At 56.8% G+C, this 15,554-nt stretch carries 16 protein-coding genes; 8 read left to right on the top strand and 8 right to left on the bottom strand.

Features of this window, described 5'->3' with window-relative positions:
• Positions 1-7: 7 nt before the first annotated feature.
• From ACR0LZ_RS11475 to ACR0LZ_RS11495, 5 genes are all read right to left on the bottom strand, one after another.
• On the bottom strand, positions 8-1,192 hold the full coding sequence (locus tag ACR0LZ_RS11475; protein WP_480749944.1) for a vWA domain-containing protein: 1,185 nt from the start codon (positions 1,190-1,192) through the stop codon (positions 8-10).
• A gap of 4 nt (positions 1,193-1,196) precedes the next feature.
• Complete coding sequence (locus ACR0LZ_RS11480) at positions 1,197-1,364, bottom strand: apolipoprotein acyltransferase (protein ID WP_480749945.1); 168 nt, start codon at positions 1,362-1,364, stop codon at positions 1,197-1,199.
• A gap of 6 nt (positions 1,365-1,370) precedes the next feature.
• Positions 1,371-2,738 (bottom strand): DUF2927 domain-containing protein, encoded by a 1,368-nt coding sequence (locus tag ACR0LZ_RS11485; protein ID WP_480749946.1) that lies wholly within the window; start codon positions 2,736-2,738, stop codon positions 1,371-1,373.
• Positions 2,735-3,190, bottom strand: a complete 456-nt coding sequence (locus ACR0LZ_RS11490) for an N-acetyltransferase family protein (protein ID WP_480749947.1) — start codon at positions 3,188-3,190, stop codon at positions 2,735-2,737. Before ACR0LZ_RS11490 ends, ACR0LZ_RS11485 begins: the two co-directional genes overlap by 4 nt.
• A gap of 103 nt (positions 3,191-3,293) precedes the next feature.
• On the bottom strand, positions 3,294-4,139 hold the full coding sequence (locus ACR0LZ_RS11495) for an AAA family ATPase (protein ID WP_480749948.1): 846 nt from the start codon (positions 4,137-4,139) through the stop codon (positions 3,294-3,296).
• 373 nt (positions 4,140-4,512) lie between these two features.
• Here ACR0LZ_RS11495 and dksA point away from each other — a divergent pair, with 373 nt between their 5' ends.
• Together dksA and ACR0LZ_RS11505 are read left to right on the top strand one after the other, a co-directional pair.
• A complete protein-coding gene (gene dksA, locus ACR0LZ_RS11500; RefSeq protein ID WP_480750007.1) occupies positions 4,513-4,935 on the top strand; it encodes an RNA polymerase-binding protein DksA in 423 nt (140 codons plus the stop codon).
• Between the two features lie 71 nt (positions 4,936-5,006).
• Positions 5,007-6,158 (top strand): FAD-dependent monooxygenase, encoded by a 1,152-nt coding sequence (locus ACR0LZ_RS11505; protein WP_480749949.1) that lies wholly within the window; start codon positions 5,007-5,009, stop codon positions 6,156-6,158.
• A gap of 5 nt (positions 6,159-6,163) precedes the next feature.
• Here ACR0LZ_RS11505 and xth read toward each other — a convergent pair whose 3' ends face one another.
• The gene (xth, locus tag ACR0LZ_RS11510) at positions 6,164-6,943 is read right to left on the bottom strand and encodes an exodeoxyribonuclease III (RefSeq protein WP_480749950.1); all 780 of its coding nucleotides are present in this window, start codon (positions 6,941-6,943) and stop codon (positions 6,164-6,166) included.
• 281 nt (positions 6,944-7,224) lie between these two features.
• Positions 7,225-7,548 (bottom strand): HesB/IscA family protein, encoded by a 324-nt coding sequence (locus tag ACR0LZ_RS11515; RefSeq protein ID WP_480749951.1) that lies wholly within the window; start codon positions 7,546-7,548, stop codon positions 7,225-7,227.
• Between the two features lie 76 nt (positions 7,549-7,624).
• On the opposite strand from ACR0LZ_RS11515, the gene ACR0LZ_RS11520 reads away from it, so the two are divergent.
• From ACR0LZ_RS11520 to scpB, 6 genes are all read left to right on the top strand, one after another.
• Positions 7,625-8,782, top strand: a complete 1,158-nt coding sequence (locus ACR0LZ_RS11520) for a deoxyguanosinetriphosphate triphosphohydrolase (protein ID WP_480749952.1) — start codon at positions 7,625-7,627, stop codon at positions 8,780-8,782.
• An 81-nt stretch (positions 8,783-8,863) separates the two neighbouring features.
• On the top strand, positions 8,864-10,609 hold the full coding sequence (gene argS / locus ACR0LZ_RS11525; protein WP_480749953.1) for an arginine--tRNA ligase: 1,746 nt from the start codon (positions 8,864-8,866) through the stop codon (positions 10,607-10,609).
• Between the two features lie 88 nt (positions 10,610-10,697).
• A complete protein-coding gene (locus tag ACR0LZ_RS11530) occupies positions 10,698-11,774 on the top strand; it encodes an SPOR domain-containing protein (RefSeq protein WP_480749954.1) in 1,077 nt (358 codons plus the stop codon).
• The gene (gene nagZ / locus ACR0LZ_RS11535; RefSeq protein WP_480750008.1) at positions 11,771-12,778 is read left to right on the top strand and encodes a beta-N-acetylhexosaminidase; all 1,008 of its coding nucleotides are present in this window, start codon (positions 11,771-11,773) and stop codon (positions 12,776-12,778) included. Before ACR0LZ_RS11530 ends, nagZ begins: the two co-directional genes overlap by 4 nt.
• A complete protein-coding gene (locus tag ACR0LZ_RS11540) occupies positions 12,768-13,562 on the top strand; it encodes a segregation and condensation protein A (RefSeq protein WP_480749955.1) in 795 nt (264 codons plus the stop codon). The genes nagZ and ACR0LZ_RS11540 overlap by 11 nt, the downstream gene beginning before the upstream one ends.
• Positions 13,555-14,214, top strand: coding sequence for an SMC-Scp complex subunit ScpB (gene scpB, locus ACR0LZ_RS11545; protein ID WP_480749956.1), 660 nt, complete (start codon positions 13,555-13,557; stop codon positions 14,212-14,214). The genes ACR0LZ_RS11540 and scpB overlap by 8 nt, the downstream gene beginning before the upstream one ends.
• Positions 14,215-14,457: 243 nt before the next feature.
• Here scpB and ACR0LZ_RS11550 read toward each other — a convergent pair whose 3' ends face one another.
• Complete coding sequence (locus ACR0LZ_RS11550; RefSeq protein ID WP_480749957.1) at positions 14,458-15,537, bottom strand: 2'-deoxycytidine 5'-triphosphate deaminase; 1,080 nt, start codon at positions 15,535-15,537, stop codon at positions 14,458-14,460.
• Positions 15,538-15,554: the final 17 nt, after the last annotated feature.

The raw sequence follows: 15,554 nt of genomic DNA on the forward strand, positions 1-15,554 counted from the left end.
GTCGCAATCAGCGGGTTAGACCACGCATGCCCTGTTCCAACCCGGCCAGCGTCATCGGGACCATGCGGTCATCAAAGATTTCTCGGATCATGCCAATGGAATGGGTATAGTCCCAGTATTTCTCGGGGACTGGATTGATCCACAGGTTCGACGCCCACTGCTCGCGGGCGCGTTGCAACCAGATTTGTCCGGCCTCGGGGTTCCAATGTTCGTTGGCGCCACCGGGGTAAGCTATTTCATAGGGTGACATTGATGCATCTCCCACGAAGATGCATTTGTAGTCAGGCCCATAAGTGCGCAGAACCTCGTGCGTAGGTGTCTGTGCGTCCCAACGGCGACGATTGTCGCGCCAGACGCCTTCATAAAGGCAGTTGTGGAAATAGTAGTATTCCAGATGCTTGAATTCGGCGCGCGCCGCCGAGAACAGTTCTTCGACGACCTTGATATGCGAGTCCATTGATCCTCCCACATCCAGGAAAAGGATCACCTTGACCGCGTTGTGACGCTCGGGCCGTTCCTTGACGTCGAGATAGCCGTGCTCTGCAGTGGCGCGGATGGTTCCGTCAAGGTCAAGTTCCATCGCGGCGCCCTCTCGAACCCAACGACGCAGACGTTTGAGCGCCACCTTGATGTTGCGGGTGCCCAACTCGACTGTGTCGTCCAGATTACGGAACTCGCGCTTGTCCCAGACCTTGACTGCGCGTTGATGACGGCTTTCCTTTTGGCCGATCCGTACCCCTTCGGGATTGTAACCATAGGCGCCAAAAGGCGAGGTACCGGCAGTGCCGATCCATTTGTTACCACCCTGATGTCGGCCTTGTTGTTCCTTGAGCCGTTCGCGCAGTGTCTCCATCAGCTTTTCAAAGCCGCCAAGAGCGTCGATTTCGGCTTTTTCCTCATCGGTCAGATGTTTCTCGGCCATCTTTTCCAACCAGTCTGCAGGGATGTTGACGGCTTCCAACACCCGTTCGAATCCGATCTCCTCTAACCCCTTGAAGCTCGCGGCAAAGGCGCGGTCGAACTTGTCGATGTTGCGTTCATCCTTCACCATCGAAACACGGGCAAGGTAATAGAATGCCTCGATGTCGTAGGTAGCCAATCCCCGCTTCATTCCTTCGAGAAAGGTCAGATATTCGCGCAGCGATACGGGAACGCTTGCTTTCCTGAGATTTTCGAAGAAAGGCAGGAACATCGCGTCAAACCATGAACCTGTGGGCCAGCAAAGTGGCGACCATTCCCACCAATGCAAACGCAATTGCGTATCCGGCGGCATATTGGGCAATATCCGCCCGGCTACCGTTGCGTCTACGGGCAGTCAGACCACCCACGATTGCCCCCAATGCGGCCAAAGCCAAAACGATCATCTGTTCTTATCCGCCCAATCTTTTGCGAGGGTTCAAGAGTGCGATGTCTTCCATCACCGAGCGAACCTCCCAATCCGAGCCGAACCCGTAGCGCGCCCATCCAATGCTGTCCAGCCTCAGGTTGCGGGCCTGATCCGGTTTGCCGGTCAGATCCAGCGCCTCGGCCTTGAGCATCATCAGAGTGGCCATCATTGCTGCATTCTCGGCGCGGGCGGTCACGTCGATGCTGGGGTTGATCTGGCGCAGGGCCGTGGTGCCATCGCCCTGCGAGATCGCGTATGCCGCAGTCTGGGCCGCGACATAGGCACGGTGCAACTCCGTGTCCGGTGTTTGAGATAGAAAATGTAGTGCAGTACCATAATGAAGCTGCGCTTGCTCGGGGTCATCCAATTGGATCATCCGCCCGATAAGGTAATGCGGGAAGGCGCGGCGCTGATCGTTCCATCCAGATTGCTCGGCGATCACGGCAGCACGATTTGCGGCCCGGCGGCGCTGCAATGGATCGGCGTTTGGTCCCAAAGAAATCTGTACGGCCTCGATCCAACTGCGAGGGGTTTCGAAATATGTTGCGGAACGAACGAAATCGCCGTTCGGATTGAGACGGCTCAGCAGCCCCGGCAGAACCGACGCCACTTGTCCGCGCCCCATGCCACTGCGCAATTCAGGTGAATAGGTCGCGCGCAGAACAAGCATGTCGAACCCGGTCAGAACGGTATGTACATTATCGTCATTAAAGACCGAATCCGGCAATCTATAGAGATCGTTGAGTGGCCCTAATGCCTGCGCCAGTTCTTCGTGCAGGCAGTCTCGGACCTCTTGCGGACTGACGTCATAGGGAATGAAGATGCCCAGCCGCTCCCGTTTTGTTAGGGTTGACCAGTTGGTCTTGGGGCTGCGCCGGTCGCGGCGGTATTCTGCCAGGCTTGAGACATTGGGAACAACGAAACAGGCGGCCTGAGGAAGCGCGCGGTGGATCTGGTCGCGGCTGACCGCTTCGATTGTAATGTTCGCGTTGCTTTCGAATGTGCGGTGAATGTCGATTCTGGCTTCGCTGCGCAACCGTGTCAGCAAACGGTCCAGATCGGCAGTCATGGTCGGAGGCGGCGACCCGGTGACGCGTACCGTGATTGGCGTTTCAAAGCGCGTGAAAACGGGGAGTTCGCGTCCGCTTTCCAACTCGAAATGCAACGAAAGGAAATCTGCCGCAATATTGGCGTTCGACCGCGTTGGTGCTTTCGGGTGCGCGGTCGTAAAGCTTTTCATCGGCGGCAGAACACTGCTAGCTATCTGCGAGCGTGTGGCGGTTTCTTGCGGGGGAAAGGTGCTGCATCCGGCAAGGATCGTAGACAATATCAGGGCGGCGAAACGTATCATTGGCGGTTGTACCGGACGAACGGGGTTAGTTTGCCGACGCGATCATATAACTTGCGTGCAGTTTCGTTGAACTCCTGCGTCAGCCAATAGACCGACGGCGCGCCCTGCCGATCAGCCTCGGCATAGACCGCCTCGATCAGAGCACGACCAACTCCGCGTCCACGAGTTTCGGGGCGGGAATACAGGTCTTGCAGATAACAAGTGTTTTCAATCTTCCAAGCGTGTCGGTGAAACAGGTAATGAGTGAGTCCTACGAGTCGCCCATCAAGCTCGGCCACGAAGCATGAGAAATCCTGAGGATTGTCCCCCAGCAGCCGCGCAAACGTGCTTTCATAGATGTCATCCGTCGCCGAAGTTTCGTAGAACACCAGATAGTCCTGCCACATCTCGGCCCATTCGGAGCGGTCCGTTGGGCGCAATTCCCTGATCAGGAGTTCACTGGTCACGCTCATATCCCCGGTTTTGGCCAGCCTGCACTGGTCTCATCGCATAGCATGGTCGCATCCTGCTCCGGCCAAGGCAAGCGGGCAGGGGTACATATATTGCGAACTCCGTCTAGCGTTGTCTTCTGGCCATAAAGGCCAAGCGCTCGAAAAGATGAACATCTTGTTCATTCTTCAACAGCGCCCCATGCAGTTTCGGCAGAGCATTGGCCCCATCGCGTTTCAGGTCTTCAGCGCTCAGATCCTCGGCCAGAAGCAGTTTTAACCAATCAAGCACTTCTGACGTCGACGGTTTCTTTTTCAAGCCTGACGTTTCCCTGATTTCATAAAATTGGGTTAGCGCTGTTGTGAGCAAGGCTTCCTTAATACCAGGATGATGAACTTCGACAATCCGGCGCATCGTCGGTTCGTCGGGAAACCGGATGTAATGAAAGAAGCAACGCCGCAGAAAGGCGTCCGGCAATTCTTTTTCGTTGTTGGACGTGATGATCACGACGGGCCGATGCTTGGCCCGAACCGTCGCGCCGGTCTCGTAGACGTGGAACTCCATCTTGTCGAGTTCCTGCAACAGATCATTGGGGAACTCGATATCGGCCTTGTCGATTTCGTCGATCAGCAAAACCACCTTCTCGTCGGCATCGAACGCCTGCCACAGCTTGCCGCGTTTGATATAATTGCTGACGTCGTGAACTTTCTCTTCGCCCAGTTGGCTGTCTCTGAGACGACTCACCGCGTCGTACTCGTACAGGCCTTGCTGTGCCCGCGTCGTGGATTTGATATTCCACTCGATCATCTTTAGCCCAAGCGCGCCAGCCACTTGTTTGGCCAATTCGGTTTTGCCGGTTCCAGGTTCACCCTTGACCAACAGGGGGCGTTCCAGTGTGACGGCGGCATTCACGGCGATGTTCAGGTCATCGGTCGCCACATATTCAGCGGTACCTTGAAAACGTGTGGTCATGAATCTCTCGTCAATCGGCTGATCAGAGCAATAGGTGATGCCATCGGGTTACTCGCGGGTGCGGCGATTTACAAGTCCGACGCCGGGTCGCATGGATCGCTCATTGGCCAGTAACCGAAGGGATCTTGATTCGGCGCACAGCGCTTTGCCTTCAGCTATGGTGCCGCAGAAATGCCAGACAAAGATCACAGAAAAACAAGGTTCTTCTGCAAGATGTCTCATAATTAGACAAGTTGATATTCGGGTCGGATTTCGCGGCGTTTGTGTAGTGACATTCCTCGTTCCGTCGGATAAACGCACCGCAGTAGGAGAGAGCCGATTGTCAGGTGAAGCAACAATGACCGACGCGTCCGGCCATGCCGAGGGAGCAGATATGAAACAGGAAGTTTTTCTGCCGGAGGACTATCGTCCGGCCGAAGATGAGCCTTTCATGAATGATCGCCAGCTTGAGTATTTTCGTCGTAAGCTGTTGAATTGGAAAAGTGAACTATTGGCGGGAAGCCGCGACACGATTGAAGGACTTCAGGGAAATACGCGCAATATTCCCGACGTTGCCGACCGCGCCAGCGAGGAGACGGATCGCGCGTTGGAATTACGCACCCGCGACCGCCAGCGAAAACTTGTCGCCAAAATCGAAGCCGCGCTGCGTCGGATCGACGAGGGCGAATATGGCTATTGCGAAGTAACCGGTGACCCGATCTCGCTCAAGCGGTTGGATGCACGCCCGATCGCGACCATGACTTTGGAAGCACAGGAACGGCACGAACGGCGCGAAAAAGTTCACCGCGACGATTGATCGCTGAGTCATCTTTGATGAATTGAACGCCGGGGCCTTTCGCTTCGGCGTTTTTTCGTTATGCCAACGGAATGGATATCACTGGATTAAGAATTTGCGTGGTGGGGGGCGGTATCGGAGGCCTTGCCGCCGCTATCGCGCTGCGAAAACGTGGCGCTTTGGTTCGGATCCTCGAACAGGCGCCGGAGATCGCCGAGGTCGGGGCCGGGCTGCAGATCAGTGCGAACGGCATTGTGGTCCTGCGTGCCCTTGGCATCATAGACGATGCGCCGCGAGCCGGACTGTGCTCCAGCGGTACCGTCGTGCGAGATTATCGAACCGGACGTCGCATCGCCAAATTGCCTGTGCCGCGCATCGGGCCTACCTATTACTTTCATCGCGCCGACCTGATCGGCTTGCTGTACGAAACGGCTATTCGGTACGGGGTCCAGATCAATCTTGGGAAAACGGTCGTGGCGACGCGGCCTGATGGGGACGGCGCAACAATCGAATTGGATGACGGCGAACAACTCGCGACTGATTGCGTCATAGCTGCCGATGGTGGCCGCAGCCGATTACGGGCCGAGTTGAACGAACAGGAAGCGCCGGAATTCACGCATCAGGTTGCCTGGCGCGCGACAATCCCTTGGAGTGAGAAACCCAAGCAGACGAACGCCAGCCTCACAATAGGACCGGGTCGCCACGTCGTTTTGTATCCCTTGCGAAATCATGCATTGATGAACATTGTGGCTGTCGAAGAGCGTTCCGACTGGCGCGAGGAGGGGTGGCGTCGGAAGGGTGACCCGGATGATCTGCGTGCCCGGTTCCATGACTTCGGCGGTGAAGTTGCCGAGATCCTGAGCGAGGTGCAGGATACGTTCCTTTGGGCTCTTTTCCTGCGCCCCGTCGCGTCCAGTTGGCAGAACGAATATATGGCTATTTTGGGCGATGCCGCGCATCCAACGCTTCCATTCATGGCGCAAGGCGCGTGTCTGGCCCTGGAAGACGCATGGGTTCTGGCTCGATCGTTCGAAAGCGCAAGCAGTATCCCGCAAGCTCTCGCGACGTACGAGGACGCAAGAGTGAAACGTGCACAAAAGGTGGTCGCGGCGGCGGCAAACAATGCGCGAAATTTCCATCTCCGCGGGCCACTACGTTTGGCTGCGCAATTGGCATTGGCAACAATTGGGCCGAGGCTCAGCCGTCGTTACGAGTGGATCTACGACTATGACGTGACCGCCTGATCGGGTCAGATATCCATTTCCACCCAGACCGGCACGTGATCCGAAGGCTTGTTGTGCCCGCGCACTTCGGCGTCAATGCGACAGTCCAGCATCAGGTCAGCGGCCTGTGGTGTCATCAGGAAATGATCGATCCGGATGCCATCATTCTTGTTCCAAGCCCCAGCTTGGTAATCCCAGAAAGAGTAGTGACCTGGGCCTTGCGTGCATGCCCGGAACGCGTCGGTAAAGCCGAGATTTAGGACTTTGCGGAACGCTTCACGGCTCTCCAGACGAAACAGAGCATCCTCACGCCAGGCGTCCGGGCGCTTGGCATCCTCGACCTGAGGAATGATGTTGTAGTCACCTGCCATCAGCGCCGGCTCCTCGGACGCCAGCAACGCCTTTGCACGGTCATAAAGGCGCTCCATCCATGCCAGTTTGTATCCATATTTCGGACCCGGGACCGGGTTCCCGTTCGGAAGGTACAAGCCGCAGATACGCAAAGCGGTCCTGCCCACAACTGTCGCCTCGATCCATCGGGCCTGCTCGTCGTGGTCATCGCCGGGCAATCCGCGCGTGACACCCTCCAGCGGCAGCTTTGAAAGGATCGCCACGCCGTTGAAGCTTTTCTGCCCGTGAGTTTCGACGTTGTACCCACGCTCCTCGAACAATTCGCGCGGAAAATTCTCGTCGACAGACTTGATTTCCTGCAGCAGCACCACGTCTGGTTGCGCATCATCCAGCCAACGGGGCAAGGCTTCGGCTCGTGCCTTAATGCCATTGATATTGAATGTGGCGATTTTCATGCGCGATCCTCCGTAATTCTGAGGCAACCTATCGCGTAGAACCGACCCGACGGCAAGGTGCTGAGGTCGTTTGCGCGGCTCTGCCTCGCGCTCCGGGGTGAGCATCAGTTGATTTAGTAACCGGATCCTTAGCCAATTTCTTCGAGACAATTGAGTGGTTCAGGCGGAGATGCCGATGCTCGCTTAATTTTGAGTTCTCTGGCTTTAAATCCAAATATTGAGCCCTGCTTTACATTGCCGGATATATCTTGGGCGTTTGGGGGCAAAGCCCCTACTGACGCTTACATGGAAAATGAGGTGCCACACCCGCAAGACGCGGTAGCATTTGGGTTATCGATCACGAACCTCGCACCGATCAGTTCTTCGCTGAAATCGATCGTTGCATTCTCCAGAAATGGCAGCGAGATTGCATCCACAACGACTTTTTGGCCGTTCCCTTCTAATACCAGATCGTCGTCTTTTGGTGTGTCCAGAGCGATTTCGTATTGAAATCCAGAACATCCGCCGCCTTCGACTGCCACGCGCAAGGCCTGACCCTGCTCTGCCGCGCCGATTTCAGCCAGGCGGTCAAAGGCGCGATCCGTGACTCTGGGGGGCAGGTTCATAACGATCTCCGAAGGTTTTCTTCTCAAGCGACCTACAATATAGAAAGCGCAACAACAGGTCACAAGGACTAGAGCTTTGGATAGAGCGGTTTTTGCCTCGACACCCGAGCGTGCAAGAGGGCGGCGCGTACCCGAAGAGGAAAGCAGTTTCCGGTCGTGCTTTCAACGAGACCGCGACAGGATCATCCATGCCAGCGCCTTTCGACGGCTCAAGCACAAGACGCAGGTATTCGTCGAGCACGAAGGTGATAGCTATCGCACTCGTCTAACCCATTCAATCGAGGTGGCGCAGGTAGCACGGACTATTGCAGGTGCCCTGGGTTTGAACGCCGAGTTGACTGAGGCTGTCGCCTTGGCTCACGATCTGGGCCACACGCCATTCGGACACACGGGCGAGGACGCGCTGCACGCGCTGATGAAGCCATATGGAGGGTTCGACCACAATGCCCAAGCAATCCGGATCGTCACCAAGCTCGAGCGGCATTATGCCGAGTTTGATGGCCTGAACCTGACCTGGGAAACGCTTGAAGCTATTGCCAAACATAACGGTCCGGTTGTTGGCGAGTTGCCCTGGGCCTTGGCGGAATGCAATGCCGCCTTTGACCTGGAACTGCACACCCATGCCAGTGCCGAGGCGCAGGTGGCCGCCTTGTCGGACGATATCGCCTATAATAACCACGACCTACATGACGGGTTGCGGGCAGGTTTGTTCGCCGACGAGGAAATCGCGGCTTTGCCCATTGTGGGCGATTGTTATGCCGAGGTGGATCGGGCCTATCCGCAACTTGACGCCTATCGTCGTCGGCACGAGGCGCTGCGGCGCGTTTTTGGCGTCATGGTCTCGGACGTGATCAAAACCTCACTTGCACTGTTCTTGCAATCGGGCGCCAAATCCGTAGAAGAAATACGCGCCTTGGGTTACCCCGTCATCCAGTTCTCTCCCAAACTCTGGGGGCAGTTGAAAGAAATACGCGCCTTCCTTTTTTCCCGCATGTATCGCGCCCCGTCCGTCATGGAAGTGCGCGCACAGGTTGCCAGAGTCGTAGACGAGCTGTTTCCGATCTATCTGCACGATCCCAGACAGTTGCCGCGCCATTGGCATACCGACATTGAGACAGCTCAGGATGAGACCGCGCTGGCCCGATTGGTGTCTGACTATATCGCGGGCATGACCGACCGGTTTGCGTTGCAAGACCATGCACGCCTGACCGGGGGCGAACTGAAACGGACCTGAACGCGATGCAGTAAGGCAAAGCGTTCCATTGACCTTGTCGTCTTGCGTGATAAACCGCCGGGCAAGCAAAAGGACATCACGATGAACCTGTTTTCCGACATCCGCGGCCTCGTTCTGGGCGCGCTGGTACAGATGCAATCCGAGGGCGTGCTGCCTGAAGGACTAAGCTTTGACAATGTCGCCGTGGAACCGCCGCGTGATGCGGCACACGGTGATATGGCGACCAACGCGGCGATGGTGCTGGCCAAACCAGCAAAGATGAAACCGCGCGATATCGCCGAAGCTTTGGCTGCAAAACTTGTTTCCGACGTGCGTATCACCGATGCCGAAGTTGCTGGCCCTGGTTTTTTGAACCTGCGCCTTGCGTCATCGGTCTGGCAAGGCGTTTTGTCGGCGATTCTGTTTGAAGGGACTGGTTATGGGCGCTCCGACATGGGGCAAGGCAAAAAAGTTAACGTTGAATATGTCTCGGCGAACCCGACCGGGCCTTTACACGTTGGGCATACACGCGGCGCGGTATTTGGCGACGCGCTGGCTAGCCTGCTTGACTATGCCGGCTATGAGGTGACCCGCGAGTATTATATCAATGACGGCGGTGCTCAGGTCGATGTTCTGGCGCGGTCGGCCTATGAACGTTACCGCGAGGCCAACGGGCTGAGTCCCGAGATTGCCGAAGGTCTTTATCCAGGCGATTACCTGATCCCTATCGGTGAGGCACTCAAAGACAAATATGGCGACAGCCTGATTGATCGTCCGGAATCTGAGTGGCTGGAGGATATCCGAAACTTCGCGACCGATGCGATGATGGATCTGATCCGCGCCGATTTGAAAGAACTCGGCGTCGAGATGGACGTATTCTTCTCGGAGAAATCTCTTTACGGCACCGGTCGGATCGAGGCGGCGTTGGAGTCGCTGGACAGCAAAGGGCTGATCTACGAAGGTGTACTGGAACCGCCAAAGGGAAAAAAACCCGAGGACTGGGAACCACGCGAACAGACTCTGTTCAAATCTACTGAGCATGGCGATGATGTGGACCGCCCTGTCAAGAAATCGGATGGCAGCTGGACATATTTCGCCCCGGACATCGCCTATCACTATGACAAGGTTACGCGCGGCTATGACGCTCTGATCGATGTCTTTGGCGCCGACCACGGAGGTTATGTGAAGCGGATGAAGGCTGCAGTGTCGGCCCTGTCCGATGGCAAGGTGTCGCTTGATATCAAGTTGACCCAACTGGTGAAGCTTTGGAAGAATGGCGAGCCATTCAAAATGTCAAAGCGGGCCGGGAATTTTGTCACGTTGCGCGACGTTGTAGATCAAGTTGGCCCGGATGTGACCCGTTTCGTGATGCTGACACGTAAGAATGATGCTCCCCTGGATTTCGATTTCGACAAGGTGCTGGAACAAAGCCGCGAGAACCCAGTGTTTTATGTTCAGTACGCTCATGCTCGTATCATGAGCGTACTGCGCCGCGCCGAAGAGGCCGGTATCCAGGCTGACATTCCGACACTTGTCGCTGCCGATTTGACCCGGGTCGATCACGAGGCTGAGCTCGCAGTGGCCAGAAAGATGGCCGAATGGCCACGTCTGGTGGAAATTGCCGCGCGAACGAATGAACCGCATCGGATTGCGTTCTATCTCTATGAACTCGCAGGAGATTTCCATGCACTCTGGAATCGGGGCAACGAAGAAACTTCGCTGCGTTTCCTTCAGGATGGCGATGTGGCCACAAGCCAGTCGAAAATAGCCTTGGCGCGTGCCGTTGCGGTTGTGATTTCGGCTGGCTTGGGTATTCTTGGGGTCAAGCCGGCGCAGGAGATGCGATAATCAATATCACCCGAACCGCCGGCCCGAGGAGCAAGGCAAGAAATGACCCGCGCGTCCGAGCTGGATGCATGCGGGCAGTGAGGCGGATATGGCGAGTTACTATCAGTCGGGGCTGTCAGGCCCCGCGAACGAGTATCATACGGATCAGATGCATTCTCCGGGTGATGAGGAATATCCGGATTATCAGGACATTTCCGATTTCTCGGACGCTCTCCCGCCGTCGGGCGGTTTTGGCCGGATGGTCAGTGTTCTTGGTGCCGTTGCCTCGCTGGCGCTGGTCGCAGGTATCAGCATCTGGGGTTACAAACTGGTGATGCGTGATGTCAGCGGCGTTCCGGTCGTGCGTGCGATTGAGGGGCCAATGCGAATCCAGCCCGAAAGTCCGGGCGGCACTCCGGCGGATCATCAAGGATTGGCGGTCAACACAGTTGCGGCGCAGGGGTCCGCGGCGCCTCCTGCCGATCGTCTCATCCTGGCGCCAAAACCAGTTTCGCTCGTCGATGAAGACGCGCCGATGGGCTTGCTGAAGCCCACGCCCGCCGTATTGGTGGTCGAAGAAGAAATCTCTGATCAGGAAGCCGCTGACCTGCGGCAGGACACTGTCGATTCTTTGGTTGCAGAGTTGTCGGGCACCAACGAAGACCCGGTGGAAGCACTGGAACAGGACGAGTTGCAACTCGCCGCTCTCGAACTGCCCGATGAGGAACCGGCCATCGATCCTGCCGATCTGATCGCGAGCCAGCCCGACAACGCTCTGCTTAGTGAGCCAGGCGTGCGCAAATCTCTTCGACCGATCCGTCGGCCTGCGCGGGCCACGCCAAGCGGGACCGAGCTGAGCAGCGATACCCAGGCCGCCATCAACGCGGCGGTCAAAGCCGCCGCAGGTCTGGATGTTGATCCCGATACCTTGGCGGTTGGAACACGACTTGCACAGCTTGGCGCTTATGAAAGCGCCGAAGTTGCTCAGGTTGAATGGGACCGGCTTTTTGGTCGTTTCGGCGACTATATGGATGGAAAGCAAAGGGTTATTCAAAAAACCTCGAGCGGCGGGCGGACATTCTATCGTCTTCGCGCAATGGGGTTTGAGGATCTGAGTGATTCACGTCAGTTCTGTGCGGCATTGGTGGCACAGGGGGCTGATTGTATCCCGGTTTCCGTGCGGTGAGATTCGGGGCCACGATTACCGATGCCGAAGGTCTTCGCCTGACGGTTGAGGAAAAAGAGCGGTTTCGCAAACTGAACCCGTTCGGGTTCATTTTGTTTGCCCGCAATATTGATACTGCAGACCAAGTCCGTGCCTTGTGCAGTGATTTCCGCGACGCAGTGGGGCGTGATTGCCCGATCACCATCGATCAGGAAGGTGGTCGGGTGCAGCGATTGCATGCGCCTCTTGCGCGGGAGTGGTTGCCGCCACTGGATCATGCCGATCGGGCAGGAGATAACGCGGAACGCGCGATGTACCTGCGGTACCGTCTGATCGCCCACGAGTTGATGGGCTTGGGTATCGACAGCAACTGCGCGCCAATGGTCGATGTGGTACAGCCTGAAACACACTCTTTTCTGCTCAATCGTTGCTATGGCCGCGATGCCGATACCGTATCGAGATTGGGTCGCGCAGTGGCGCAGGGCCATCTTGATGGTGGCGTGTTGCCTGTGGTCAAACACATCCCTGGACATGGCCGGGCGACCTTGGACAGCCATTTCGACCTACCCCATGTAGGCCGGACATTGGAAGAGCTTGAACAAACCGATTTCGCGTCCTTCCGCGCGCTAAACGATCTACCGATGGGGATGACTGCACATCTGGTCTATGACCGTATCGACAACGAGCCGGCGACCATTTCGCCACGTATGATGGAGGTTATTCGCCAAAAGATCGGTTTCGGCGGGTTGATCATGACCGACGATATCTCGATGAAGGCTCTCAATGGCTCGTTGGGCAATTTGTCCCGGCGTGCGATCCTTGCCGGATGTGATGTGGTTTTGCACTGCAATGGAACCCTCGCGGAACGTACAGCGGTGATGGAAGCCGCCGGAGAGATGACGGAGGCCGCACAAAAACGTGCCGAACAGGCGCTAGCGATGCGCAAGTCACCGCAGGAACTTGACATCGACGCCGCCGAGGCGGAACTATCTCGCCTCATGGGCGGGCAGGTGTATGTCGGATAACCTTTTTACCGAAGATACGATCTCGGTCACGGATCGCTTGGCGGCCGAGGCGTTGATCGTTGATGTCGACGGCTTCGAAGGCCCACTCGACGTGCTGCTGACTTTGTCGCGAACGCAAAAGGTAGATCTGCGCAAGATTTCGGTTCTGGCGTTGGCGCATCAATATCTGGCCTTCGTGGAGCGTGCCCGCGCACTGCGAATTGAATTGGCCGCAGATTATCTCGTGATGGCGGCATGGCTAGCCTTTCTGAAGTCACGGCTACTACTGCCCCCGGATCCTGATGAAGAAGGCCCATCGGGCGAGGAACTGGCCGCCCATCTCGCGTTCCAGCTTGAACGTTTGCAAGCGATGCGCGATGTGGCTGCGCGGCTGATGGCCCGGGACCAGTTGGGACGAGACTTTTTCAGGCGCGGCCAGGGTGAAGATGTCACACGTATCCGCACGGTCAGTTATTCGGCGACGCTGCTTGATCTGATGCAGGGCTATGCTCGCATTCGCACCCGTGATGAGTTCCGCCCATTCGTCATGGATCGCGACGCGGTGTTCACGATGGAACAAGCGTTGGAGCGTATGCGTCCGCTGATCGGTTTTGCCGGCACATGGACGGACATGGCCAGCTATTTACCAGACGGTTGGAACGCCGACCCGATGCGTCGCCGATCGGCAACGGCGGCAACCTTTGCCGCCTCTCTGGAACTGGTTAAGGAAGGGCATATGGAAATCCGCCAAAGTGATACCTTCGCCCCAATCCAATTGCGCAAGAGGACAGAGCGACGTGACTGACGCGACCCAGAATGACACTTCGGGGAACCTGTTCGATGCCCCTCCTTTGGCTGAACAGGAACGTATGGTCGAAGCGGTGCTTTTTGCCAGCGCCGAACCAGTCAGTATTGCCGATCTCGAAGCCCGGATGCCGCATGGCAGTAATGCCAGCCAGGCCATGGAGTTACTGAAAAAGCGTTACGAAGGACGGGGTGTACGCGTGGTTCAGGTGGGTGAGGCCTGGGCTATTCGAACTGCCCCCGATCTGGGCTTTCTGATGCAGAAGGAAACGGTTGAGACACGCAAGCTTAGCCGCGCGGCGATCGAGATGCTGGCGATCATCGCCTATCACCAACCCTGTACCCGCGCCGAAATCGAGGAAATTCGCGGTGTCTCTGTCTCGCGCGGAACAATCGACCAGTTGCTGGAAATGGAATGGATCAGGTTGGGCCGGCGGCGTATGACGCCGGGTCGTCCCGTGACATTTGTGGTGACCCCCCAGTTTCTGGACCATTTCGGCCTTGAAAGCGCCCGCGATCTTCCGGGCCTGAAAGAACTGCGCGCCGCTGGATTGTTGGAAAATCGTCCACCACCCGGAGCGATGCCCATAGGCGAAGGGCGGGACGAAGTAGAAGGTGAGGACGGGCAGTCCGAGCTCTTCGAAGAGGAATGACATGAACCTGAACAGGTTGATTGACCGGATTGTACGAGAGGCTATACGCCACTTGCTAAAGCGTGGCGTCGACACTGGGGTCGATTTCGCCGCGACCCGCAGATTGGATGACCAAGCCACCTCGGCTGAAAAGACGCAGCCGAGACAAAAGCTCTCGCGAGATCAAAAACAGAAATTTCGACAGGCACAACGCATTTCGCGCCAGATGCGGAAGTTTATACGTTTTTAAGTCAACGTAGTAGGTTACAACGGCGCCTTAAAGTGCTTTGACAGCTTTAGGCCTTGACCCTGATAGTTCGACGCGATGCCCGCGCCATACAACTGGGTCGGCAACTCGGCCATTTGTTCATAAACTAGGCGACCTACAACCTGACCGTGCTCCAACACAAAGGGCGCTTCGTGGCATCTCACTTCCAGCACCCCGCGTGATCCCGCACCGCCAGCGGCCGCATGTCCAAAACCGGGGTCGAAGAAACCCGCATAGTGCACCCGGAACTCGCCGACCATGGCGAGATAGGGAGCCATTTCAGCGGCATACATCGGGGGAATGTGAACCGCCTCGCGGCTGACGAGAATATAGAACGCGCCGGGATCAAGAATGATGCGCCCATCCTTGCTGCGCACTTCTTCCCAGTATTCCAACGGCTCATAGGCACCGATTCGATCTAAATCGATAACCCCGGTATGCGGTTTGGCGCGATAGCCCACCAAATCAGTGTTGGGTAGACGCAGGTCAACGGAAAACCCAAGTCCGTCCTGAATAACCGCAGGGCCATCCACCAGCGGAGTTTTGGCGTGCACCGTCCTTAGATCGGTATCAGACAAGATCGCCTGACCCTGACGGAACCGGATCTGGTTGAGCCGCATCCCGGGACGTACCAGAACTGAGAAAGATCGGGGGCAGATTTCAGCATAGAGCGGTCCGACATAACCCGATGCAATCCGGTCAAACTCGGTGCCGCTGTCGGTGATGGTTCGTGTCAGCAGATCAAGTCGCCCGGTAGAACTCTTGGCATTAGCAACCGCATTAATGTCCGGGGGCAGGGCGAGCGATTCCATCAGCGGCACCAGATAGACGCAGCCCTTTTCCAAAACCGCGCCATCGCTGATGTCGATGCGGTGCATCTCGAATTCTTCAAGCCGGTCTTGGACCGTGTTGCCTTCGCCCGCCAGAAACGAGGCGCGGACACGGTAAGCAACTATTCCTAAACGTAGATCAAGACTTGCTGGCTGCACTTGCGCCGCCAGGATCGGGTGTGTTGCGGCAATCTGGCCGCGTTCGATCATCTGCTCGATTTGCTGGTTCGGGCATACGCCTGTCATGCCGATCCCTCTGTGGG

It is taken from the genome of Ruegeria sp. CI1 (assembly GCF_056536925.1).